The sequence below is a fragment of the Amycolatopsis sp. A1MSW2902 genome (genome assembly GCF_017312175.1).
GTDB lineage: Bacteria > Actinomycetota > Actinomycetes > Mycobacteriales > Pseudonocardiaceae > Amycolatopsis > Amycolatopsis nivea.
Map to the genome: position 1 here is coordinate 4764047 of NZ_QJPO01000001.1, position 24177 is coordinate 4788223.

20 protein-coding genes and 1 tRNA gene are annotated in these 24177 nt (G+C 69.2%); 2 read left to right on the plus strand and 19 right to left on the minus strand.

Annotated features, from left to right (window positions below; all coding sequences use genetic code 11):
- Positions 1–14 precede the first annotated feature (14 nt).
- The 11 genes from narI to DMP23_RS21775 all read right to left on the minus strand — a co-directional run bounded on the left by narI (position 15) and on the right by DMP23_RS21775 (position 13638).
- Positions 15–752, minus strand: a complete 738-nt coding sequence (gene narI, locus DMP23_RS21725; RefSeq protein WP_134662987.1) for a respiratory nitrate reductase subunit gamma — start codon at positions 750–752, stop codon at positions 15–17.
- Positions 749–1297, minus strand: coding sequence for a nitrate reductase molybdenum cofactor assembly chaperone (gene narJ, locus DMP23_RS21730; protein ID WP_240690625.1), 549 nt, complete (start codon positions 1295–1297; stop codon positions 749–751). The genes narI and narJ overlap by 4 nt, the downstream gene beginning before the upstream one ends.
- Before the next feature lie 53 nt (positions 1298–1350).
- On the minus strand, positions 1351–2925 hold the full coding sequence (gene narH, locus DMP23_RS21735; RefSeq protein ID WP_337822347.1) for a nitrate reductase subunit beta: 1575 nt from the start codon (positions 2923–2925) through the stop codon (positions 1351–1353).
- Entirely contained in the window at positions 2925–6596 is a 3672-nt protein-coding gene (locus tag DMP23_RS21740; protein ID WP_337822348.1) for a nitrate reductase subunit alpha, read from the minus strand. Before DMP23_RS21740 ends, narH begins: the two co-directional genes overlap by 1 nt.
- Before the next feature lie 426 nt (positions 6597–7022).
- Positions 7023–7517, minus strand: coding sequence for an SRPBCC family protein (locus DMP23_RS21745; RefSeq protein ID WP_134662991.1), 495 nt, complete (start codon positions 7515–7517; stop codon positions 7023–7025).
- A gap of 324 nt (positions 7518–7841) precedes the next feature.
- Positions 7842–8426, minus strand: coding sequence for a DUF6998 domain-containing protein (locus tag DMP23_RS21750; protein ID WP_337822349.1), 585 nt, complete (start codon positions 8424–8426; stop codon positions 7842–7844).
- A 210-nt stretch (positions 8427–8636) separates the two neighbouring features.
- Positions 8637–9254 carry a DUF3558 domain-containing protein gene (locus tag DMP23_RS21755; protein WP_337822350.1) on the minus strand — a complete coding sequence of 206 codons (618 nt, stop codon included), beginning with the start codon at positions 9252–9254 and terminating at the stop codon, positions 8637–8639.
- 945 nt (positions 9255–10199) lie between these two features.
- Positions 10200–10583 (minus strand): DUF6188 family protein, encoded by a 384-nt coding sequence (locus tag DMP23_RS21760; protein ID WP_337822351.1) that lies wholly within the window; start codon positions 10581–10583, stop codon positions 10200–10202.
- A 327-nt stretch (positions 10584–10910) separates the two neighbouring features.
- Positions 10911–11759, minus strand: coding sequence for a putative T7SS-secreted protein (locus DMP23_RS21765; protein ID WP_337822352.1), 849 nt, complete (start codon positions 11757–11759; stop codon positions 10911–10913).
- A complete protein-coding gene (locus DMP23_RS21770; RefSeq protein WP_337822353.1) occupies positions 11752–12075 on the minus strand; it encodes a hypothetical protein in 324 nt (107 codons plus the stop codon). The genes DMP23_RS21765 and DMP23_RS21770 overlap by 8 nt, the downstream gene beginning before the upstream one ends.
- Before the next feature lie 1490 nt (positions 12076–13565).
- A tRNA-Asn gene (locus tag DMP23_RS21775) sits at positions 13566–13638 on the minus strand.
- Positions 13639–13804: 166 nt separating this feature from the next.
- Here DMP23_RS21775 and DMP23_RS21780 point away from each other — a divergent pair.
- On the plus strand, positions 13805–13984 hold the full coding sequence (locus DMP23_RS21780; protein WP_037362580.1) for a hypothetical protein: 180 nt from the start codon (positions 13805–13807) through the stop codon (positions 13982–13984).
- 11 nt (positions 13985–13995) lie between these two features.
- On the opposite strand, the gene DMP23_RS21785 is transcribed toward DMP23_RS21780, so the two are convergent.
- From DMP23_RS21785 to dnaG, 4 genes are read right to left on the minus strand one after another with little or no spacing between them, the layout of a single operon-like run.
- Positions 13996–14571, minus strand: coding sequence for a class I SAM-dependent methyltransferase (locus tag DMP23_RS21785; RefSeq protein WP_337822354.1), 576 nt, complete (start codon positions 14569–14571; stop codon positions 13996–13998).
- The gene (locus DMP23_RS21790) at positions 14571–15338 is read right to left on the minus strand and encodes a trans-aconitate 2-methyltransferase (protein ID WP_337822355.1); all 768 of its coding nucleotides are present in this window, start codon (positions 15336–15338) and stop codon (positions 14571–14573) included. The genes DMP23_RS21785 and DMP23_RS21790 overlap by 1 nt, the downstream gene beginning before the upstream one ends.
- Positions 15339–15390: 52 nt before the next feature.
- Complete coding sequence (locus DMP23_RS21795; RefSeq protein WP_051728993.1) at positions 15391–15915, minus strand: hypothetical protein; 525 nt, start codon at positions 15913–15915, stop codon at positions 15391–15393.
- A 1-nt stretch (position 15916) separates the two neighbouring features.
- Entirely contained in the window at positions 15917–17830 is a 1914-nt protein-coding gene (gene dnaG, locus DMP23_RS21800) for a DNA primase (protein ID WP_037813536.1), read from the minus strand.
- 50 nt (positions 17831–17880) lie between these two features.
- On the opposite strand from dnaG, the gene sigJ reads away from it, so the two are divergent.
- Positions 17881–18822 (plus strand): RNA polymerase sigma factor SigJ, encoded by a 942-nt coding sequence (gene sigJ, locus DMP23_RS21805; protein WP_337822356.1) that lies wholly within the window; start codon positions 17881–17883, stop codon positions 18820–18822.
- A gap of 21 nt (positions 18823–18843) precedes the next feature.
- Here sigJ and DMP23_RS21810 read toward each other — a convergent pair whose 3' ends face one another.
- The 4 genes from DMP23_RS21810 to DMP23_RS21825 form a co-directional block, all read right to left on the minus strand.
- Positions 18844–19410: a carboxymuconolactone decarboxylase family protein gene (locus tag DMP23_RS21810; protein ID WP_037813540.1), complete on the minus strand. Its 567-nt coding sequence runs from the start codon at positions 19408–19410 to the stop codon at positions 18844–18846.
- Between the two features lie 63 nt (positions 19411–19473).
- Entirely contained in the window at positions 19474–21207 is a 1734-nt protein-coding gene (locus DMP23_RS21815; protein WP_240691556.1) for a YfhO family protein, read from the minus strand.
- A 92-nt stretch (positions 21208–21299) separates the two neighbouring features.
- Positions 21300–22373 (minus strand): serpin family protein, encoded by a 1074-nt coding sequence (locus DMP23_RS21820; RefSeq protein ID WP_337822357.1) that lies wholly within the window; start codon positions 22371–22373, stop codon positions 21300–21302.
- Positions 22374–22868: 495 nt separating this feature from the next.
- Positions 22869–24167, minus strand: coding sequence for a deoxyguanosinetriphosphate triphosphohydrolase (locus DMP23_RS21825; RefSeq protein ID WP_337822358.1), 1299 nt, complete (start codon positions 24165–24167; stop codon positions 22869–22871).
- Positions 24168–24177: the final 10 nt, after the last annotated feature.

Below are 24177 nucleotides of genomic sequence, written 5' to 3' on the forward strand. Positions count from 1 at the left end.
CGCGCACACCTGGCTCAGCGCCGAACCGTCGGCTCCCACCCCCGCCGCGCGGCCCGGTTCCCGACCTGGCCGGGATCGCGCCGCCGGTACACCACGTACGGCCGCAGCAGATAGTGCACCGGTGCGCTGAACGCGTGCACCAGCCGGGAAAACGGCCACAGCGCGAACAGCACCATGCCGAGCGCGGTGTGGAGCTGGTAGTCCACCGGCACGTGCGCCATCAGCTCCGGGTGCGGATTCAGCGTGAGGACGCCCCGGAACCACGGCGCGATCGTCTCGCGGTAGTCGTAGCCGCCGCGAAAGCCGTTGTCGATGACGGTCGTAGCGGTTCCGGCCAGGAGCGCCAGCGCGAGCACCGGGTACATCGCGCGGTCGCTGCGGCTCGTGCCCGCCCGGACCGCTGGCGTGCGCAACCGCCGCCACACCAGCACTCCGAGGCCGGTGAGCGCGGCCAGCCCGGCGACAGTGCCCATGGCCAGCGACACCAGGTGGTAGTTGTCCTCGGTGACGCCGAGCAGTTCGGTGAGGCCCTTCGGGACCAGCAGGCCGAGCACGTGCCCGCCGAGCACCATCAGCAGTCCGAAGTGGAACAGCGGGCTGCCGATCCGCAGCAGCTTCGATTCATGCAGCTGCGAGGACCGGCTCGTCCAGCCGAATTTGTCGTAGCGGTACCGCCAGACGGTGCCGCCGATCAGCAACGCGACGGTGGCGTACGGGGCAGCTCCCCACAACAGCACGTCAAGGCTGGTCATCGAGCGCTCCCGGTCGGATAGGGGTCGAGTCCCACCAGTTCGCGCGGCGGTTGCGGAACAGGGGGTGCGGCCGCCGCGGCGATCGTCGCGAGCACGGCGGCGATCGCGTCCTGGTACGGCGTGCCGAGCTTGATCAGGTTGCGGTGCAACAGTTCCAGCCCGGGGCGGAACCGGGCGAGCAGTTCGTCAGCGGCGCCCGGATCGGCGGCGGCGGCGAATTCCAGTACCACCGGAAGGAAATCGGGCAGTTCGTTCTCGGCTGGTTCGAAGCCGTGTTCGCGGTAGTACTGCCGCAGTTCGGCCAGCGAGCTGCCGCGGCGGCGGGTGTCGCCGTCGGTGTACCAGGTCAGGTGCAGCGTGCGCCGGGGTTTGCGGTCGAAGACCTCGACGTAGTGCTCGCCCGGCGCGGGGCCGTCGAGATGGTCGAGCACCCGGAGCAGCTCGGCCCGGCCGGGGACGTCGGCGATCTCGTTCAGCGCGGCGCGCAACAACTCCGTCTTGCCCAGTACCGAATCGTCCGGGTATTGCAGGCACCAGCCAGCCACGGCGCGCAGGACACCGCGGTGCCGGTTTTCCTTGGTATGGCGGCGAAACAGCCTCACCGGTCACCGCCGCGCGAAAGCGTCGGGAAGAGCGCGTCCGGCCGTTCTCCTTCGCGCCAGCTCAGCAGGTCGACCTGCCCCGGCTCCGGGCCGCCGCCCATCCCGGGTCCGCCGTCGGTGTCGAGACTGCATTGCGTGGCAATGCTTTCCAGTGCGTGCGCCTGTCCGATGCCCGCGGTCGGGATGACGTACCGCTCGTCGTACTTGGCCAGCGCCAGCAGCCGGTGCATGGCGAACATCCGCTCCCCGTCCAAGCCGACCGCGGCGGCCAGCTGGTCGTCCGGTTCCCGGCCGAGGGTCACCGACCGCATGTAGGAGCGCATCGCGGCGAGCCGGCGCAGCGACGCGCGGACCGGTTCCGGGTCCCCGGCGGTGAACAGTTCGGCCAGGTACTCGACCGGGATGCGCAGCGCGTCGATCGCGCCGAACAGGTTGTGCCCGTCCTCGCCGTCGAATCCGCTGCCGGACACCGCGTCCGCCACCGGGGACAGCGGCGGGACGTACCAGACCATCGGCATGGTCCGGTACTCCGGATGCAGCGGCAGCGCGAGCCGGTAGTCGTGGATGAGCCGGTAGACCGGGGACCGCTGGGCCGCGCCGATCCAGTCGCGCGGGATCCCGGCCCGCTCGGCCGCCCGGACCACGTCCGGATCGTGCGGGTCGAGCAGCAGGTCCAGCTGCGCCGGGTACAGGTCGTGCTCGTCGGGCACCGCGGCCGCCTCGGCGACCCGGTCGGCGTCGTAGAGCAGCACGCCGAGGTAGCGCAGGCGGCCCACGCAGGTCTCCGAGCACACCGTCGGCTGACCGGCCTCCACCCGCGGATAGCAGAAGGTGCACTTCTCCGCTTTGCCGGTCTTGTGGTTGAAGTAGACCTTCTTGTACGGACAGCCGGTGACGCACATCCGCCAGCCGCGGCAGCGTTCCTGGTCGACGAGGACAATGCCGTCCTCCTCGCGCTTGTACATCGCGCCGGACGGGCAACTGGCCACGCACGCGGGGTTGAGGCAGTGCTCGCAGATCCGCGGCAGGTAGAACATGAAGCTCTGCTCGAACTCCATCTTCACTTTCGCGCCGACCTGGTCCCGCACGCGTTCCAGCACCGGGTCCGCGACGCCGTGCTCGGTCGAGCCGCCGAGGTCGTCGTCCCAGTTCGGGCCCCAGGAGGGCTGCATCGGCTGCCCGGTCACGGCGGAGACCGGTGCCGCGGTCGGCACGTCGTCGCCCAGCGGGGCGTCGAGCAGCGTGCGGTACTCGTAGGTCCAGGGTTCGTAGTAGTCGCCGATCTCCGGCAGATCCGGGTTGGCGAACACGGTGGCGAGCTTGCGCAACCGTCCGCCGGCGCGCAGTTTCAGCTTGCCGCCGGGCGTGCGGACCCAGCCGCCCTTGCCGCTCTCCTGGTCCTCGTAACGGCGCGGATACCCTTGCCCCGGCCGGGTTTCCACGTTGTTGAACCACACGTACTCGGTGCCCGCCCGGTTGGTCCACGTCTGCTTGCAGGTGACCGAACAGGTGTGGCAGCCGATGCACTTGTCCAGGTTCATCACCATGGCCAGCTGCGCCATGATCCTCATCAGTACCGCACCTCCTGGTCCCGGCGGCGGAGCACGGTGACCTCGTCGCGCTGGTTTCCGGTCGGCCCCAGGTAGTTGAAGCCGAAAGTCAGCTGGGCGTAGCCGCCGATCAGATGAGTGGGTTTCATCAGCAGCCGGGTGAGCGAATTGCCGGTGCCGCCGCGTTTGCCGGTCGTCTCGGTGCGCGGCACGTTCACGGCGCGGTCCTGGGCGTGGTACATGAACACCGTGCCCGCGGGCATCCGGTGCGACACGATCGCGCGCGCCGCCACCACGCCGTTGCGGTTCACCGCCTCGACCCAGTCGTTGTCGCGCACGCCGATCGCCGCCGCGTCCGCCGGGCTGACCCAGATCGTCTGGCCGCCCCGGGACAGCGTCAGCATGTGCAGGTTGTCCTGGTAGGTGGAGTGGATGGACCATTTGCTGTGCGGGGTCAGGTACCGCACGGTCACCTCGCCGGGCGAATCGCCGGTGTCGCCGAAGATCCGGTTGAGGTCCAGCGGCGGGCGGTAGACCGGCAGCGCCTCGCCGAGTTCGTGCATCCAGTCGTGGTCGAGGAAGAAGTGCTGCCGTCCGGTCAGCGTGTGCCACGGTTTGAGGTGCTCGACGTTGATCACGAACGCCGAGTACCGCCGTCCGCCGCTTTCGCTGCCCGACCATTCCGGGCTGGTGATCACCGCGGCGGGGCGCGATCGGGTGTCGGCGAAGGTGATCCGCTTGCCCTCGTGCTCGGCGGCCAGGTGCGCCAGCTCTTGCCCGACCCGCCGCTCCAGCTGTTCGAACCCTTGCACCGCAAGACGTCCGTTCGTGGTGCCGGAGAGCGCGAGCACCGCGTCGGAGGCGCGGATGTCGGTGTCGATCAGCGGTCTTCCCTCGGCGGGACCGGAGCGGGCGAGGCCGTTTTTCTTGCCCAGCCAGGCCAGTTCCTCCCGGACGTCGTAGGCGACGCCCTTGGTGGCGGTGCCGAGTTCGTCCAGCAGCGGTCCCAGCGTGGCCAGTTTCGCGGCCACCGCGGGATAATCGCGTTCGACCACGGTCAACGCCGGGAAGGTGACGCCGGGAACGGGCTCGGTCTCGCCGTCGCGCCAGTCCCGGACGACGCCGCCGGGCTGCGCGGTCTCGCCCGCGGTGTCGTGCAGCATCGGCGTGGCGACCAGGTCCTTGCGCACGCCGAGGTGGACCCGGGCCAGTTCGCTGAACCGGCGCGCGATGGTGTGGAAGGCGTCGAAGTCGGTCCGGGTCTGCCACGGCGGATCGACCGCGGCGTTGAACGAATGCACGAACGGGTGCATGTCGGTGGACGACAGGTCGTGCTTCTCGTACCAGGTCGCGGCGGGCAGCACGACGTCGGCGAACAAGGTGGTGCTGGTCATCCGGAAGTCCAGCGCCAGCATCAGGTCCAGCTTGCCCTCGGGTGTTTCTTCGCGCCAGGCAACGGTTTCCGGGCGCAGCTGCGGCGGCGCCTCTTCCGCGCGGACGTTCGCGTCCGTGCCGAGCAGATGACGCAGGAAGTACTCGTGCCCCTTCGCCGAGGAGCCCAGCAGATTCGATCGCCAGACGGTCAGCACGCGCGGCCAGTTCTCCGGCGCGTCCGGGTCCTCGCAGGCGAACCCCAGCTCGCCGCTGCGGACCCGCGCGACGACGTGCTCCACCGGGTCCTCCCCGGCCGCCTCGGCCTCGTCGACCAGGTCGAGCGGATTGCGGTCGAAGGTCGGGTACGACGGCATCCAGCCGAGCCGGGCCGAGGTCGCCAGCGTGTCGGCGGCTGACGTGCCGGCGAGTTTCCCGGTCGCCAGCGGGGAAAGCAGCGCGTCGTTGCGCATCCGGTCGTAGCGCCACTGGCCGGTGTGCAGGTACCAGTAGGCGGTGCCGATCATGTGCCGCGGCGGCCGGACCCAGTCCAGCGCGCCGGCCAGCGTCGCGTGCCCGGTCAGCGGGCGCACCTTCTCCTGGCCGACGTAATGCGCCCAGCCGCCGCCGTTGCGGCCCTGGCAGCCGGTCATGGTCAGCAGCGCGAGGAACGTGCGGTACACGGTGTCGGAGTGGAACCAGTGGTTGGTCCCGGCCCCCATCAGGATCATGCACCGGCCGCGGGATTCCTCGGCGGTGCGGGCGAATTCGCGCGCGATCCGGGTCACCTGGTCGGCCGGAACCGACGTGATCTCCTCCTGCCACGACGGGGTGCCCGGTTGGCTCGGATCGGCGTACGACTCCGGCCAGCTGCCGGGAAGCCCCGCGCGGCGCACGCCGTACTGCGCGAGCAGCAGGTCGAACACTGTGGTGACCACACGGCCGCCGATGCGCCGCACCGGCACGCCCCGGCGCAGCACCGCCCCGGAGCCGTCCGTCGCGTCGAACCTCGGCAGCAGGACCTCGGCCGTTTCCCCCTCGCCGAGCAGGGTCAGCCGCGGGACGACGTCGCCGAGGTCGAGGTTCCAGCGCCCCTCGTCCTCGTCGTTCCAGCGGAACCCCAGCGAGCCGCCGGGCACCACCGGTTCCCCGGTGCGGTCGTCCAGCAGGACCGTCTTCCACGCCGCCTCGGCGACGTCCTGGCCGAGGTCCGCGGCGGTGAGGAACTTCCCCGGCACCGCCGCGTCGTCCCGCTCCTCCAGCGTGACCAGGAAGGGCAGATCGGTGAAGCGGCGCGCGTAATCGGCGAAGTAATCGATTTCTTTCTCGACGAAGAACTCGGTGAGGATCACGTGCCCCATCGCCATCGCGAGCGCCGCGTCGGTGCCCGGATGCGGGGCGAGCCATTCGTCGGCGAACTTGGTGTTGTCCGCGTAGTCCGGCGATACCACCACGACCTTCTGGCCCCGGTAGCGGGCTTCGGTCATCCAGTGCGCGTCCGGGGTGCGGGTGACCGGGACGTTGGAGCCCCACATGACCAGGTAGGCCGCGTCCCACCAGTCCGCGGACTCGGGCACGTCGGTCTGGTCGCCGAACACCTGCGGCGAGGCGACCGGCAGGTCCGCGTACCAGTCGTAGAACGACAGCATCGGCGCGCCGAGCAAGGCTATGAACCGGGACCCGACCGCGTGCGAGACCAGCGACATCGCCGGAATCGGCGAAAACCCGGCCACCCGGTCCGGCCCGTAGCGCGCGATCGCGTGCACATGCGCCGCCGCGGCGATCTCGGCGGCCTCGTCCCAGCTCACCCGCACCAGCCCGCCCTTCCCGCGGGCGCGCTGGTAAGCCCGGCGCTTCATCGGGTCGTCCACAATGGACTCCCAAGCACGCACCGGATCACCGTGCCCGGCCCGCGCGGTCCGGTACATCTCGACCAGCACGCCGCGGGCGTACGGGAACCGCACCCGGGTCGGAGAATAGGAATACCAGGAGAACGACGCACCGCGCGGGCAGCCTCGGGGTTCGTATTCCGGCAGGTCCGGGCCCACCGAGGGATAGTCCGGGTCCTGGCTCTCCCAGGTGATGATCCCGTCCTTGACGTAGACCTTCCACCGGCAGGACCCCGTGCAGTTGACGCCGTGCGTGGACGGGACGATCTTGTCGTGACTCCAGCGGTCCCGGTAGAACACGTCACCCTCGCGCCCGCCGGTGCGATACACCGCGCGCAGGTCCGGCGAGGTGCTCGACCGGGTCAAATACCGCCCCAGCCGCAACAACGCGTCCGACGCGGGCGTAGTGCTTGCCCGGGACTGGTCACCCATCGTTCGTCCGACCTCCGAATGGAAACAGCGCGGCGCGTCCGAAGCGAAATGCGCGGGGCGCGGGAACGGCTTCACGTTAGCGGTGATCGCCGTAAAAATGCCGTATCCATCCAGCGGTGGTGATCTGTTTCACTGTGCAACAGTTCGTTTTTTTATAGGGCGGGTAAAACTTTCCTCAACCAGTCGGAGTCGCCCATTCGAGTGGCGCAACCCGTTGTCCAGCAAGGACTTTGCTCGCTACCGTTGCCGGTGTCGGAATTGACCGATGAATGATGATCAACACTTTCGCCGGAGTTCTTTTCGCGATTAATCCGCACCGGCGAACAAGGAATCGACGCCGAAGGTCAATGGCCCCGACCGCTCGTCGCAGCCGGGGCCATCCATGTCGCGCGCGCCTTGCCGGAATCAGTCCCGGCAAGGACGTTGTCAGCTTCCCGCGGCATCCCGCTCCGTCGCGGCCCGGAACCGGTCGAGGTACAACGGCCAGCCAGAACCGGAGCCGAGGCCCGCGAAGCTCTCCCAGCCTTCGCCGTGCCGGTCGAGATGCCGATGCTCGAGCACGACCCGGGTGCGCCCGGCCCCCTCGGCGACGAACCGGATCTCCACCTCGCTGGTACGACCGGGATCGGACTCCAACTGCCAGCGAGGGCTGATGTCCCAGCTGAGAACCAGCCGATCCGGCGGCTCGCAGGCAAGCACCCGCGCCCAGGTGCACCGGCTGCCGTCGGAACCGAGGTCGTACACGGTGCCACCGGCCTCAGCCTCCAGCACGGTCCGTTCGATCGGCACCGCGAGGAGGTTGTGCTCGCGAGGCTTGACCTCGTCGAACCGCTCGGTGAACACGCGGAAGGCCCGCTCGAGGGGAACGTCGACGAGGATGTCGAAGTGCAGGACGGTCGGATCTTGCGAGGTGGTGCTCATCGGGTGGTGTCCTTCCAGAAGGAGCCGAGTTCCCGGCGGGTGCCCGCCACGGCCGTGGGTGCGTTGACAAGAGGAAGACGAACGGATCGGCCGCGACTCGACAGGGCGTTCGGGGATTTTTGGCCAGATCGGTTCCGGTGCGGCCGCGGAGGCAGAGATTTCCGGTGCTTACGTCGTACACCGGGCCCCGGTGAGGTCGTGGCACCCAGGGCCGTCCGGACTCGGCCCAAGATCGCAATCGCATCGAGCACTCCGGAATCGACCCGCTCGCGCCGCGCGTCCTCGGATGCACTGGCACAGACTCCGCCAACTGCCGGAACCCGGCTAATGGGACATGACATCCTTGAACCGGGCAGTGACATCGTCGCCGAGCTTGGCGCCAGTGCTGATTCTGATCAGCCGTCCGTTGATATGGGACGAATGCCGTCCGGCGGTTTCGATGTCGGCGGCCGGCACCTCACGGGCCCACCGCAGCTCGTAGGTCGTGCTGTCGAAGGCTATGAGCACGGCGATGTCGAAGTCGAAGGAACGGAAGGCGGAGAAGACAGCGCCTGACCGCGTGTCCGGCCCCATGGCCCGGGCTTTCACCTGGATCCGGCGGCCGTCCGCGGCGAGCAAGTCGTAGGACTTGACCGAATTCGGTACGAGCTCGCCGGCATAGGCCTTGGCCGCGAGGTGTTCGGCATAGTCCCCCAGCAGCGCGTTCCGGGTTCTTACGACCCCGCGGTCACGCAGCTCCCGCAGTATCGCCGCATACCTGCCCAGCAAATCCGGGGTGGACACCAGGCTGAGGTTCTCGTGCGCTGCGTCCGTTCGAGGGTCGAGACTGTCTTTCTCATGCATTGGCCAATGCGTGCCACGGCCTACCGACAAAAGCGGCAGCGCGGAAGCCGCGCCTTCTGCTGGCATGATTCAGACGCGAGAACTCGGCGACCGGACCAAAGTGCAGCGACGCCGTCCCTGTGCGTGCCTCCGAGGGCGGCAAGTCGCGGCCCGGACCTCGCAATGTGCCTGGACGAGGCGACGTAGGCGGCCGCCTGCCTCAACCCGTCCGACCCGCCACCGGTCGCGAAGTTGTCGTACATCTACTGCACGGACATCGACCGCCCCGCAAGCTCACTACTTGCCTTGCATCGTCGACAGGACAGCCTTGGTCACGTTCGTGGCCGCTGTCGTGGCGTTGCTACCGGGCGGGCCCTGGATCAGCACCAGCATTTCGGTCTGATCCGACACTCCGACCAGCATGGTCACCTGTCCTTGACTGCGGCGGTCCGCGGTGTTGGCCAGCACGGCCGGAAAACCGCTCACGACCGTCGGCTCGAAGTAACCGTCTTTGTAATAACCGAAAGCGTTTTGCCGATAGGTGTTCGTCAGGCCGTTCTTGACCGTGGTCAGAAACGTGGCGCTGACGGCCGTGTACCCGTCGCTGAACCGCCAACCGCAGCCGACGCTGCTGGACGCCTTGTCAGCCTCGGGCTGGCTCAGCTGCAACGCGGACAGCTGCGACGGTGTCAACATGCTGCACGGATCCGCGAGGTACTTGTCCACATTGACCGGAGCCGCAACCCTCGGAGCCTCCACATTGTCGCTCCCCGACGACGAGGGCGAACCACTCTGGCTGGCACCGGAAGGCACCGGGCTTGCCGTCCCCTGAGTCGGTTCGGAACACCCGCTGACCCCGACAGCCACCACGCCTGCGATACCGGCCAGGGCAAGACGAAATCGAGAAAGAGTCACCAATATCCTATTAATACATGCCGCCAAGAGCGGGCTTTCCGGGATTCACTTTGCCAAGCATCAAGCGGCGCATACGTTCCGTTGGCTTTTTTCAGCGCGTTGAGGTACGCGTATGCGGTCCGCTGCACAATCACGTTGTGGTCGACCATGCGCTGCAATGACGTTTGCACGAGCCGCAACTGCTCGACTTCAACAGGCTCGAACCGGTACCCAAGACCCGCCGTCCTCGCGTACCTCGGGCCCGACGAGCCGTTCCAACCCGCGCCGCACTGGCATCCGGTGCCTCCCGGCCGACACGTCCTCGCCTGCGTCAGGCGGAGAACCGTCACCCGATCTCCCCATGTGATGCCCCCACGCCCCGTCATCACTCCGTCCTCAAACTACCGCACGAGCTCCCTGCCCCGGACGTTGATCGCGAAACCCGCACCTCACGCGGACACCGCAACTGCTAGACATTCTGACCTGCACATGATCGTCGAGCCCCTGCAACGGCCCGGCCGATGGAAGCTCCAGTGCGCGCAGCAGCCGAGCGGCCTTCTCTGTCTGATTGTCGGCAACACCCACCCACGCCGCGCTCGCGCGGAGGGCAGCCAACGCCGGCCGGGCACCCGGATAGAGGTCGCTCCCCTCGATCGCCTCGCCGGCACCGGCATACCTCACGCCGCTGCCGCTCGGCTGCGAGGCCGAGACCGGGCCGCAGCATCGGGAAGGCCTCGGCGTTGTTCAACCCTGCCGCCGTGACGGTGCCCAAGACAGTGGAGAACGTGTGCCGGGGGACGCCGAGCCAATCCGTCCATCTGCCGAACTCGGCGCTGTCGTCCAGCAAAGGCTCGCCAGGGCCGAACACTAGCGACTCGATCGCAATACTCCCGGCTATCTCGATGTCACGCCATCCGCGCCTTAGCGGACCACCTTCTCGCCGTCGCACGCGGCGGGCGAACCTCGTCAAGGAGCGTCGGGCTTGGCGTCCCAGGTTGCGAGTTCTCCGCCAGGCATGGAGACGACCAGGAATCCGTCAGGCCCGGATACTGTCCATGCTTCGTATTCGTCGTCTTTCTCCGCCTGGATCGCAGCGCCGTTGCCGAACGCTATTCGCAACGTGCCAGAATCGTCCGCATCGGACTTCGCTACGACTTGAGACACCAAGACATCCATCGGCTGAAATGATTCTTGCGGATCGCTCTCCGGGGAAAAACTGTACTCTCTCCCTGGCACATTGAAGCTGAACGGTGATTCGATGCGCGCCGTGTAGTCGTCGGAGAAATGCAGGACGGCACTGTATTCGACCGTTATGGAGAGCAGCTTCTTTCCCTCAAGGCCGAGATTCACGGCTACCATCCTTTCGGGGTCGGGTACGATCCGTCTGCGTTGCGTGGGATATGGGTTTCCGCCCTGGATCCCGGCTTGCCGTCAAGCTTAACAGGCTGGTTGTGTTCGTTGGTGAACTTGACGTAGCCGTTCGGGTATCGCGGATCCGCTCCGGGTTCCATGACTCGGACGGAATTCGCGTCACCGGAGGAACCCGGTTTCTGCCACACGGTTCCCTTGCCATTGTTGGACGGCCGGGAGGCCCAGCCGTCCTGTGCGCCCGCCGGCGGCGACGAGTCCGCTGCAGAACTTCCCGCGCTCTCGCTGCTGCTGTTGACTTGGAGAGGTTCAACCCGGTCGTCGCCAGCGGCGTGACCTGCGAGATCCGTGACAGCTGCCCCCGTCATCGAGACCCCGGCCGCGATGCCCGCCGCAGACACGACGTTCAGCGGTACGCCGGCGACCGCGCCGACGCCGGTCGCGTCCAGGACCCCGCCCAAGCCTTCCCCCCGCACCGCTGATCACGGTCAGGCCGATGCCGCCCGCGGCCGCGAGGGTATCCAGGGGGTGGTTGAGCATGGCGTTCCCGGCCGATGCCATAGCGTTGACGACATCCGCGCCGGCCTGCGCGAGCGTATCCCCGACGTCGTCGAGCCAGCCTGATTTCTGCGGCGCCTGACCGGCACGGTCGCGCAGCGTCTGCGCGGTGATGTTGCCGCTGTCCGCGAGCTGGGCGCGAGCGCGGTTGAGCGCGTCCCGAGCGGCTTGCCGCTGTGTCTCACCCGGATCGGCGAAGACAGGCGGAGGCTGGTTGTTCGCCTGTGCCTGCGCGGTAGCCTGGTCGTAGGACGCCTTGGCCTGCTGGGTTGCGGCTTGGCCTTGAGTCCACAGCGAGACGGCCTCGGCCGCCTGAGCTTGCGCCCATCGCAGCGTGCCGGCGTAGTCGTTCAGCGCCCCGCTGGCGGCCTGCAGGGAGTCGGCCGCGGCGTACCACTTTCCGGGTTCGTACGAGAATTTGTCGTGGAATGCTGTTGCGGCCGGGCCTTGCCACGCGCCGGTGTCGATCGCTTTCAGGCCGTCGGCCGCACCGCCGGCTTCTCCGGCACGCGCTTGCAGGACGCGCGCGTTCTCTTCGATCGCCTCCGGGTTGCCGGGGATCAGGGCGGCTGGGTCCTGGGTTTGGCCGAGCTCAGCCATCATTGACCGCCTGCTGGCCGGGATCGGTCCGGAGGGTCCGAGCTGTCGCATCGTCGATTCCGCGGTAAGCGTTCGCGGCTCTGGTGAGGGTGACGCCGATCTTGTCGGCGTCGTCGGTGAGGATGTCGAGGCCGTCGGACCATCGCGTGAAGAAGTCCATCAACCCGTCGTGCACACCCTGGTGGCCATACAGCTCGACATCACCGCAGAGGCCGCGGAGCTGGAACCCCTGTTGGTCTGTGACGCTTCGGCTGATCCCGCTCCCGGCTTCCGCCACCTTGTCGACGTCAATGTGGAACCCCGGTCCGTCCACCACGGAAACGACCCACTCCAACACTCACCGTACTCGGCCGCCCTCTCTATCGGACCACACAATAAGCAACCATGGGGTCACTTTGTGCAGGTTCCGGTCCGCGCACAGCCCGCCGGCGACCGGCGGCGGTCGGGGAACTGAGCTGGCGCGTTGAGACCTCGACCTGTTCAAGCGCCCAACCGGCGCGGGTGACCGAGAACGGCTGCCTGCCGAGCCAGGTGATCGATCGGCTTACGCAGAACCGGATCAGGCCCGGGAACTGATCGCCCCAGGTCGCCTCAACCGCAGTGAAGCCAAGCGCAAACGACTCGAAGTTCAACCGTTCGAGACCTTGCCTCATCTGCTGCAGACGCTGGCCTGCACAGATGGGCCGCCTGACGGCAGCCGCGCCAAGCAGATTTGTAGCGCGCATTCTCACGAATTTTCCTGGAGCAACCCTGGAGCAGACGTGCGTGAGCAACGTCCGCGAACGGCACCCAACGGTAGCGAACGACAGGGGTTGACCACGCCATTCTCGACCTGCCAGCGTCAACCCGCAGACTTAGAGTGACCCTATTCTCACTGACAGTGAGAGGGTCAGCAGTGCTGTTCCCGCAGGCCGGAGACGCTCAGCCAACGCGGTCCCCACCGGTATGGAGCGACGCCATAAGCTGCGCGACCCATTGGACAACTCACGGACGCATCGTCTCCAGCTAACTGCACGCCGACTGAATTCACCAATAAGGCCATGACCGTCAAGAATCTTACTCAATACAGTCGGCACCGAATCCGAAACAACACATCCCCGTATTCTGAACGCACAGTTTCGACGCCTTCAGGCCGCTGCTGTCTAATCCGGAAGCCTGCAAAACCGCAGCGCCGAGCGGGACTTCACCCCCAGAAACGCTGGATCAGGTCGCGATACCACCACGGCACGACAAGCGCAGACAGCGCGGTCGTCGCGCCCAGATCTGCATGACCGCGGCGACCATGACCCGCAACCCCGCGCGACGGCTACTGGCCCTGCGCCGTGCTGCACCGCGATTGACCTCCCAACACGGGATCTCCGAACGACGAACCAGTCCACCGCTCGATCACGGCTCTGGCTCGTCCACACGGCTACGACCTTCGGACAGCCGGATCAACTCGTCCGCGACGAACCCCACCACCATCGCACCCGAACCGCGCAGCGAGGCACCGGGGACATTCACGCGGCCACGACCCGCCCGCCACGCCACGCGCGGTTCCAAGGCTCGATCAGCAACCTGAAGCTGCTCGAGGACGTCGCGTGCACGCATCGACAAACGAATCGACTATCGAGCGAGCCCAACCACTCCAGTGTCGATAGCGGTAAGCGCGCCATCGGAGTCCCACGTCTCCGAAGCGCCACCGGCTACTGCAGGCGACCACCAACGGCTCGACAGCCGGCCATCTGGACGACCGTCAAAATCGACACTAAATCGCCCCCACTCATGGGCAGTAAAAAAGCCCAGGTCTCAGACCTGGGCTTTGAGCTCCCCCGCTTGGACTCGAACCAAGAACCCTCCGGTTAACAGCCGAATGCTCTGCCAGTTGAGCTACAGGGGATCGTGCTCCGCCGGTCCGGATCTCTCCGGGCTGACGGGAAGAACTTTAGCCCATGCCGTTCCCGCCTCGCACAGGGGGGGTGGGTTTTCGGCGGCCCCGCACGGGAGCCGGTTGTGTTGGACAATGGACAGTCGGAAGTCCTGCTGAGGAAGAGGTGTGGCCGCTGATGAAGAAGTTCCTGCTGGGCGTGGGCCTGGGGTACGTGCTGGGCACCAAGGCCGGCCGGGGACGGTACGAGCAGATCGTGCGCACCTACCGCAAACTGGCCGACCATCCGATGGTCCAGGGGGCCGCCGGGGTGGCGCGGGCGAAGCTCGGCGAGAGGTTCGGGCGCGGGAACGGCTGAGCAAGCCCAGCTCAGGACGGCTTTTGCCAGGTAAGCGAGTACCGGCGCAGCACGTGTCGGCGGTAGCGCACGCCTGGCAGCAACCGCTGCGCTGTCGTGCGCACCTCGCGGTAGCTCATCCGCGGCTTCATCGCTGGCATGCCCTCCGGGCCGTGGGCGCGGCGGACTGTCTTCGCGATTCGCACGATCGGTGCTGCCGCGATCGTCGCTGCCCGGTCCGTCGCGCTCGCGTCTCGGGCCAGGCCGACGACTACCAGTGCGCCGCCCGGGTGCAGCAGGTCCCGCATCCGGGTGAGGGCGGCTTCGAAATCCAGGTGGTGGATGGTGGCCACTGAGCAGACGAAGTCGTAGGCGCCGAGGTCGGCGGAGAGAAAATCTCCCTCGACGAAGGTGTCGTCGGACAGCGAACGGGCCTGAGCCACCATCTCCGGCGACTTGTCGATGCCGGTGACCTTCGGCACCGCGTCAGCCAGTTTCCGCACCAGCAGGCCGTCTCCGCAGCCGACGTCCAGCGCGGTCGCGCATCCAGCGGGCACGGCACGAAGGATGCCCGCATGACGGGCGACGTTCGTGTTCCAGTACGACATCAGCCGGGAATCTTGGCCACGAAGAAGATCCGCCGGAACTCGAACCACGTGGTCCCGTCCGCGCGTGGCGGGTAGGCCTCGTCCAGCAGCGGGGCCAGGTCGTCCTGGAAAGCCGCCCAGTCCTCGTCGCCCAGGGCGGCGCGGATGGGGCGGAGTGCGGTTCCGGTGATCCACTCCAGGACGGCACGCGGGCCGGAAAGTTGTTGCACGTACGTGGTTTCCCACGCGTCGACCAGGCATCCGGCGTCGGCGAGGAGGTTCGCGTAGTCGCGGGGTTCGCCGACGGCGTCTTCGGCGCGCAGAGTGACCGAGGACAGCCGGGAAGCCCACGCCGGAGAAGTGGCTAACTGACGGCTGAGGGCGTGCGAGGGGGCCGAGAAGTTGCCGGGGACCTGCACTGCCAGCACCGCGCCGGCGGGGAGTTCCGCGGCCCACCGGCGCAGCAGGTCTTCGTGTCCGGGCACCCACTGGAGGACGGCGTTCGAGACGACCACGTCGGTGTCCGGCTTCGGGGTCCACGTCCGGACGTCGCCGACCTCGGCGGCCACCCCGCGTTCGCGGGCCGCGGCGACCATCTCCGGCGAGCTGTCCATCGCTTCCAGCACCGCGTCGGGCCAGCGGAGCGCCAGGTCGAGGGTCAGCGTGCCGGGGCCGCACCCCAGGTCGACGACCCGGCGGGGCTCGGTCGCCGAGATTCGCCCGATCAGGTCATAGAACGGCCGGCCGCGCAGGTCGGAGTAGTCGAGGTACTTCGCCGGATCCCACATGAGCAGCCTCCCGCCAGTAAACAGTACATACGTACTGAGTACGAGCGTACTGCTACTCGCCCCGGTTGGCCAGCTTCTCCGCGACCTCCGCCGCGACCGCCTCGACCAGCGCCGGGTCGGTGCCCGGATCGGGGCGGACCTGCAGTTCCACCCCGTCGCGGCCGGGGACCTTGCGCTGGACGAACCACGCGCCGCCCTCGGGGAACTCGTGCCGGTGCCGTCCCCGCACCGAGCCGTCGACGCGCACACGCACCTGCTGCGGCACCTTCCCCGGCTGCGGCAGCCGGAACCGCACCGGCTCGCGGTCGGCCAGCACCGCGACCGCGCCCGCGCGCCCGGTCTCCTCCGATTCGGTCAGCGTGAACACGCCGTCGCCCCAGGTCGCCTTGCCCACCAGATGCCAGCCGACCCGCCGCGTCGTGCCGTCGCCGGACGGGATCCACAGGCCCAGCGACGTCACCACGAGGTGCCCGCCGCCCTCGACCGCGGCCGCGGCGACCGGATCCTCGCCCTTGTCCAGCGTGCCGGGGAATCCCGGGGGCACGCCGCCGCCGAAGAACCGGTTCAGCAGTCCCACGTCACTCCCACCCGCTCGCCGCCTGCTCGCGCAGCGACTTCCGGTACTGCTCCAGCGCGACCAGGTCGCCGAACAGGGCCCGGTAGTCGTCCGGGGCCTCGACCGGCGACAGCCGCTGCAGCTTCGACTTGATCTCGCCGATCTGCCTGCCGACGAGGTTCTCCTGCACGCCCGCGAGCACGCCGGAGATGTAGCGCGAGTCCACTTCTCCCAAGGCGCGCAACGGTTCCACCGCCAGTTCGCTGAGCACGCGGCGGACCGTCCCTTCCGGACAGTGCGCCGACGCGGCATCCAGCAGCGCGGGCCCGGTGAGCCCGGACGCCGCCCCGCCCGCCTTCAGCACGGCCAGGTGCACCGCCACGTACACCGGGTGCGTGAACGCTTCTTCGGGCAGCGAGTCGTACTCCGGACCGGCGATCGCGGGCTGCTGCAGCGCGGCCTTGAGCGCCTCGCGCTGCCCGACGAACCGGGGGTCGTTCGGCGCGGGACGCGGCAGATCCTGCTTGTCCGGCTCGGGCGCCGGGGCCTCCTGCCGGGCCGCGGACCGCCGCTGCTGCGGTTCGGCCGGACCGCGCCGCGCCGCCGCCCCGGCCGCGCCGCGCACCCGGTTGACCACCTGCGCGACGTCCTGCCAGCCGACCCACCAGGCGAGCTTCGACGCGTACCCGTCCCGGCTCGCCCGGTCCTTGATCGCGGCGACCATCGGCACGGTCTTCTGCAGCGCGGCGACCTGGCCGTCGACCGAATCCAGGTCGAACTGCTTCAGCATGCTCTTGATCACGAACTCGAACAGCGGCGTGCGCCGGGCCACCAGGTCGCGCACCGCGGCGTCGCCCTTCGCGATGCGCAGCTCGCACGGGTCCATCCCGTCCGGCGCGACCGCGATGTAGGTCTGCCCGGCGAACGTCTGGTCGCCCTCGAACGCCTTGAGCGCCGCTTTCTGGCCCGCCTCGTCGCCGTCGAAGGTGAAGATGACTTCGCCGCGGAAGGCGTCGTCGTCCATCATCAGCCGCCGCAGGACCTTCATGTGGTCCTCTCCGAACGCGGTGCCCGAGGACGCGACCGCGGTCGGCACGCCCGCCGCGTGCATCGCCATCACGTCGGTGTAGCCCTCGACCACGACGACCTGGTGCCGTTTCGCGATCTCCCGCTTGGCCTGGTCGAGGCCGAACATGACCTGCGACTTCTTGTAGATCTGCGTTTCGGAGGTGTTGAGGTACTTCGCCGAGATCCGGTCGTCGTCGAACAGGCGCCGCGCGCCGAAGCCGACCACGTCGTTGCCGACGTCGCGGATCGGCCACACCAGCCGCCGGTGGAACCGGTCCATCGGGCCGCGCTGGCCCTCCTTCGACAGGCCGGACGCGATCAGCTCCTTCACCTCGAACCCGCGGTTGAGCAGGTGCTTGGTGAGCTTGTCCCAGCCGCCGGGCGCGAACCCGCAGCCGAACTGCTTGGCCGCGGCGGCGTCGAAACCGCGCTCGGACAGGAAGTCCCGCGCCGCCCGCGCCTCGTCGGTCACGAGCTGCTCGACGTAGAACTCGGCCGCCGCGCGGTGCGCCTCGATCAGCCGGGACCGGGTGCCGCGGTCGCGCTGCACCGACGCGCCGCCGCCCTCGTAGGTCAGCCGGATCCCGACGCGGTCGGCGAGCCGCTCGACCGCCTCCACGAACGACACGAGGTCGATCTTCTGAATGAACTTGATGACGTCGCCGCCCTCGCCACAGCCGAAGCAGTGGAAGGTCCCGTGAGTGGGGCGCACGTTGAACGACGGGGTCTTCTCGTTGTGGAACGGGCACAGGCCCTTCAGGCTGCCCCCGCCGGCACGGCGCAGCGCGACGTACTCCCCCACGACCTCGTCGATCCGGTTGCGCTCACGCACCTCCGCGATATCGCTCTCCCGAATCAGTCCTGCCACGGCACCACAATAGTTCTCCCCGCCGCCGCGCCGTGCGGCACACTCGGGACATGGGCACCACGACCGCGCTGGAGGACTTCGCCGCCGAGTTCGACGTCCACCGGCCGCACCTGATCAGAGCGGCCTACCGGCTCACCGGCACCCGCGCGGACGCCGAGGACGCGGCGCAGGAGGCCTGGCTGCGGCTGTCCGGGCTCGACGACGCCGGCCGCGCCGGGATCCGCGACCTGCGCGGCTGGCTGACCGCCGTGGTCGGGCGGATCTGCCTCGACCGGCTGCGGTCGGCGGCCGTGCAGCGCGAGAAGTACGTGGGCGAATGGCTGCCCGAACCGATCGTCACGCCGTTCGGCGCGCCGGCGAGCGAGGATCCGCTCGAGGCCGCGGTGCGCGACGACGGCCTGCGGATGGCCGCGATGGTGGTGCTCGACCGGCTCACGCCCGAGCAGCGCGTGGCGTTCGTGCTGCACGACGCGTTCGCGGTGCCGTTCGCCGAGATCGCCGATGTCCTGGGCTGCAGCCCGGCGGCCGCGCGCCAGCACGCCTCGCGCGGCCGCCGCGCGGTCGAGGACTCCGACCCGCCCGCCCGGCTCGAACTGGCGCAGCAGCAGGCGGTGCTGGAGAAGTTCGTCGTCGCGCTGCTGGCGGGCGACATCCGCGCGGTCACCGAACTGCTGCACCCGGACGTGGTCATGATCGGCGATTCCGACGGCCGCTCGCGCACCAGCCGCCGGATGATCGTCGGACCGGACAAGGTCGCCCGCTTCGTGCTCGGGGTGCTGGCGAAGTACGCGCCGGGCACGATGGCGAACGGGCGGCCGGTGCTCGTCAACGGCGACCTCGGCCTGTGGCTGCCGCAGCTGCCCGCGGTCGACGGCTACCTGGCCCTCGACGAGCGCGTCCAGACGTTCAGCCTGCGCGACGGCCGCATCGTCGGCGTCTACGACCAGGTCAACCCGGACAAGCTCACCCGCATCACCCGGCCGGAGCAGTGACGCTCCGGCCGGGCCGCGCGGTCAGGGCATCGGCACCCGGCAGGCGTCGCCCGAGGTGAAGCCCTGGTCGACGATGCCGAGCGCGCTGTTCATCCGCGCCCGCGAGTTCTCCAGGCCGATCTGGTAGGTCAGCTCGACCACGCCCTTCTCGCCGAATTCGGCCACCAGCTCGGCGATCTGCTCGTCGGTGACCGTGACGGCCGGGCCGGACATCGCGTCGGCGAGCGCGAGCGCCAGCCGCTCCTGACGGGTGAACAGCGGCGACGTCGCGTACTCGTCGATGTGCTTGAGCCGGTCGATGTCCAGGCCCTCGTGCCGCTGCAGCATGGTGCCGAAGTCGACGCACCACGAGCAGCCGATCTGCGTGGCGACGCGGTAGACCGCGAGCTCCCGCACGTTGGCGGGCAGGTGCTTCGACGCCTTCTCCGCCATCAGCTCGTGCGCGATGCTGGTCCGCAGCAGCCCGCGGTGGTGCGCCACGACGGCCATCGGCTCCGGAACCGCGCCGTACCGCTTGCCGGCGATCCGGTAGAAGAGCTTGAGCACCGGGCCGCCGTCGGTGGCTCGTTTGACCGGGATACGAGGCATGTCGGGTCCTCCTTCTGAGTGGTTCGAAGGAGGAACGGGACAGCCGCGCGAGATGTGACAGCGTCAGCGGCGCCCGGTGATCGGGCGCACATCCCAGATCCACACGCCGTCCACGAACTGCGCGGGTTTGCGCAGCAGGAGGTCGACGGTGGCGCGGTAGGCGTCGCTGTGCTCGCGCGGGATCAGCACGAGCACGCTGGCGTTCCAGTAACGCAGGTCCTCGATCGCCTGGTCCCGGTCGGCGTCGGTGATCTCCTGCGCTTGCTTGGAGTCGCGGACCCGGTCGAACAGCGTCGAGGTCGGCCGCTGGTAGGAGCCGTAGCGGCCGCGTTTGTCGTCCGGTCCCTGCGGTCCGACGAAGTAGCCCTCGGGCATCGCGTACCGCAGGCCCGCGTCCATCTGCCAGTGCAGCGGCTCGGACTCCCCCGAACTCGGCAGCGGCACCGGCACGACGGTGCCGCCGGGCGCGACGTAGGTCTGCCAGGTGCCGTCGGCGAAGAACGCGGGCGTCGGCGGGCGTTTCTGCACCAGCAATTGGGTCGGCGCGATCGGCAGCAGCACGGCCGCGACCGCCCCCAGCCAGATCAGCCGTACCGGCAGCTTCAGGTCGCCCTTCGCGGCGGCGGAGAACACCCGGTCGGTCGCGATCGCCAGCAGCGCGCCGATGGCGGGCACGCACGCCATCGCCAGCCGCGATTCCAGCAGCGATTCGAACAACGGCAGGTCCGCGAGCAGTTTCCACGGACCAGGCACGCCGGTGTTCTCGTGCAGCACGGTGATCTCGGAGCCGAGCGAAAGCCACGCCATCAGGAACATCGAGATCGCCAGCGACCGGGCCACGACCTCGCGCCACAGCCACACTGTCACCACGACCATCAGCACGATCAGCGGCCAGCCGAAGAACGCGTTCTCCTCGGTGCGGTTCAGCGACACCGCGGCCGCCGCCTCCGGCTGCCCGGACACCGACTGGGTCGCGAACCGGGTCATCGCGGCGGTGTCGTTGCCGACCTGGCCGTGCTCCAGCCCGGTGTAGCTGTCCGGGCCGAAGAACTGCCACCACAGCGGGAACGCGACGACCACCAGCGTCAGCACCACCGCGATGCCGCCGCCGAGCAGCACCGGCCGCACCATCGCCTTGACCTCGCGACGCCGCGAAACGCAGTAGGAGATCGCGAAGATCAGGAAGCCGAGCGCGAAGATCAGCAGCGGCTCTTCGCCGAGGAAAATCTGGTACGCGGTGAGCACGCCGAGCCAGATCCCGTTGCGCACCGGGCGCTTGCCCTGCGCCAGCTGGATCACCTTGAGCGCGATGAACGGCAGCAGGAACCACGCGACGAAGTTCGGATGCGCGTTGGCGTGCGAGATCATCGGCGGCGCGAAACCGGCGAACGCGCCGCCGATCGCCGCGGACACCCGGTGCCGCACGAGGTGCCGCGAGAACACCCAGTACCAGGCCGCCGCGCTGCCGGCGAGACTGCCGGTGAGCACGATCGCCCAGGTGACTGTCGGGCCGAAGGCGAGCGTGATCGGGGTCAGCGGGATGCCGACGCCCAGCATGGCCGTGTTGGCCATCATGTTCACGCCGAGCGGGTAGTTCTGCAGGCCGCTGGTGAGCGGGTTTTCCAGGTGCTGCACCGATTTCGCGGTGACGTCGAAGAACCATTCCCACAGGTTCTGGTCCGACGCGCTGTTCCACAGGTAGCCCTGGCCGAGGTCGGCCCACAGGCCGCCGAACAGCAGCACGGAGAACGCCAGGTACGCGCCGATGATCCCGGCGTCGGCCCAGGAACGGCGCATCCGCGGTTCGGCGGCGGCGACCGCGGTCGCGCCGGGTTCGCGAGGCGGTGCTTCGGGTTTCGCGTCGGGGGTTGCTTCGGGCCGGAACACGCTCACGCGGGGCGCACCACCCGGGCGAAGAAGTACACCGCGCCGGTTTCGGCGTGGCGCACCAGCAGCAGGAACGGCCGGTCGACCCGGACCTCGAGCGGCTCGCCGGAGATGAGCGACATCGTGCGCATCTGGACCGCGGTGGCGGCCGCGCCTTCGAGGCCCTGTTCGTCCAGCCGGAGCACGGCCTGGTGCAGGATGCTGTCCACCCACAGCGGACGGTCCGGCGTGAGACCGGTGAGATCCGCGGCGTCGGTGAACAGCTCGCGCACGCCGAGGCCCTGCAACGCCCGTTCGAGGTCGGCGCGCACGTCGAGAGAGATCTTGGGCAGCGACAGCTGGATCTTGCGCTGCTTCGGGCTTTCCACGAGCGCGCGCAACGACTGCCCGTCGAGCGCGGCTTCAGCGCTCTCGAGGTCGCCGTCCGGCAGCAGGACCACCGTCTCGACCCCGCCCTCGGCCGTCAGGCGGACGACCTGCCAGCCGTTTTCGTGCGCGTAGCCGACCGATTCGTCCAGGTGCATCGTCGGCACCGAGCGCACGCCGTCGGGCGTGTGGAAGTCCGCGTCCGCGGTGGCCCCGTCGGGGAACGGGTGCCGCCAGGCGGTCTTCAGGTAGAGCGCGTTGACCAGGCTGGCGCGCGTGTGCGGGTGGATCGCGCCCTCGGGCAGCAGCTCCGGGATCAGGCCGTGAGTGGTCTGGTCCACGTCGGCGTTGATCCGCTCGCGCGCACCCTCGGGGTCGGTCTCGAACGGCGCGGTCTCGGCTTTGCCGCCGGGCCAGCGCACGAGCTCGGCTTGGAAGCTGTCCTCGACGGTGATCCGGTCCGCCGCCCAGAGCGTGTTCGCGACCGCCAGCTGAACGTCGTCGCCCAGCTCGGCCGCGGCGCGCAGCAGCTCGCCCTGGTCGTCGCCCAGCACCGCGCGGAGCTCGTCCGCGGTGCGGCCGCGGGCGGCCAGATGGGCGAGGCCGAGCGCACTCGCCGCCGAGTACGGCGAGAGACACGCGTCGCTTCCCGGGGGCGCGGTCGCACCGTGCAACGCCAGGGTGAAAGTGAGGTGGCTGTCCAGGGCCATGCGGCGACCGTACCGGAACGGGTGGTCCCACGGCTCACGGTTCGGCAGGCGGTGCCGTTCCGCTGCTCACGGCTCGGCAGACAGCACCGCACCACGGCTCACGGCTCGGCAGACAGCACCGCTCCACGGCTCACCGCTCGGCAGACAGCACCGCTCCACGGCTCACCGCTCGGCAGACAGCACCGCTCCACGGCCCACGGCCCGGCAAGCGGCACCGCCCCGCGGCTCACGGCTCGGCAGACAGCACCACTCCACGGCTCACAGCCCGGCAAGCGGCACCGCTCCGCGACTCACAAGCCCGGCAGACGAGCACCGCTCCCGCAGCTCACGACTCGGCAAACGGCACCGCTCCGCGGCCCACTGCTCGTCCAACAGCACCGTCCCCCGGCTCACGGCTCACGGCTCAGTAGACAGCACCACTCCACGCAGCTCATGGTTCGGCAGACAGCACCGCCCCGCGACCCACAGTCCGGCAGACGACACCGCTCCCGCAGCTCACAGTTCAGCAGGCGGCGCCGTTCCGTGCCGTCCGGTGTGCCATCGGTGCCATTCGTATGCCTGCGCGTCGGTGAGCGACGCCACCTGGTCCACCACCACCCGCAACCGTGCCGCGTCGTCCGTCGCCGCGTTCCAGGCAGGCACCAGCAGCGGGTCCAGGGCCTCGGGCGCGCGGCGGCAGAGCGCCGCCACCAGCTCGGTGATCACCTCCCGTTGCCCGTCCTGCATCGCCAGCCTGCGGCGATCGCTCATCACGTACCGCAGCGCCAGCGCTTTGAGCAGCGCCACCTCCGCCCCGACCTGCTCCGGCACCGCCAGCCGCGCCGCGTACCGGGTGAGCGGGCCCTCGCCGTAGCCCGCGCGAGTGCCGGTGACCGCGGCCGAGGCGAACCGGCCGACCAGTTCGCTGGTGAGCCGCTTCAGCGCGACCTGGGCGCGCAGCGAACCGTCCGGCTCCGCTCGCACCAGTTCGGCCACCACCGGCAGGTCGAGCAGCTCTTTCGCCGCACCCTCCAAAGTGGACACCGACAGCGTGGAGAAATGCCGTGCCGCGGCCTCGGCGACCGCCGCGCGTTCCTCCGGATCGGCCAGCAGCCGCAACCGGATCCGCCCGGCCAGCACCCCGTCCTCGACGTCGTGCACCGAGTACGCCACGTCGTCCGACCAGTCCATGATCTGCGCTTCCAGGCACCGGCGCAGGCCCGGCGCGCCCTCGCGGATCCAGGCGAACACGGGGGTGTCGTCCGGGTACACGCCGTATTTCGGCTCCCCGGACCGGCGCGGCCACGGATATTTCGTGGTGGCGTCCAGACACGCCCGGGTGAGGTTGAGCCCCGCCGTGCGGCCGTCCGGCCCGACCGCCTTGGGTTCCAGCCTCGTGAGGATGCGCAGCGTCTGCGCGTTGCCCTCGAAGCCGCCGCACGCCTGGGCCGCCTGGTCGAGCGCGCGTTCGCCGTTGTGGCCGAACGGCGGGTGCCCGATGTCGTGCGCCAGCCCCGCGGTGTCGACCAGGTCCGGGTCCGCGCCCAGCTCCTCGGCGATGCCGCGGCCGATCTGCGCGACCTCCAGCGAATGCGTGAGCCGGGTCCGCGGCGCGCCGCTGACCTCCGCGCCCTCGCCCGGCCCGACCACCTGCGTTTTGCCCGCCAGCCTGCGCAGCGCGGCGGAATGCAGCACCCGCGCGCGGTCGCGGGCGAACGCGCTGCGCCCGTCCGGCCGCGCACCGGCCAGCGCCGCGCCCTTGGGTTCCTCGGCCAGCACGCGGGCGCGGTCGTGCTCGCGGTAGCCGTCACTCACCCCGTCAGCT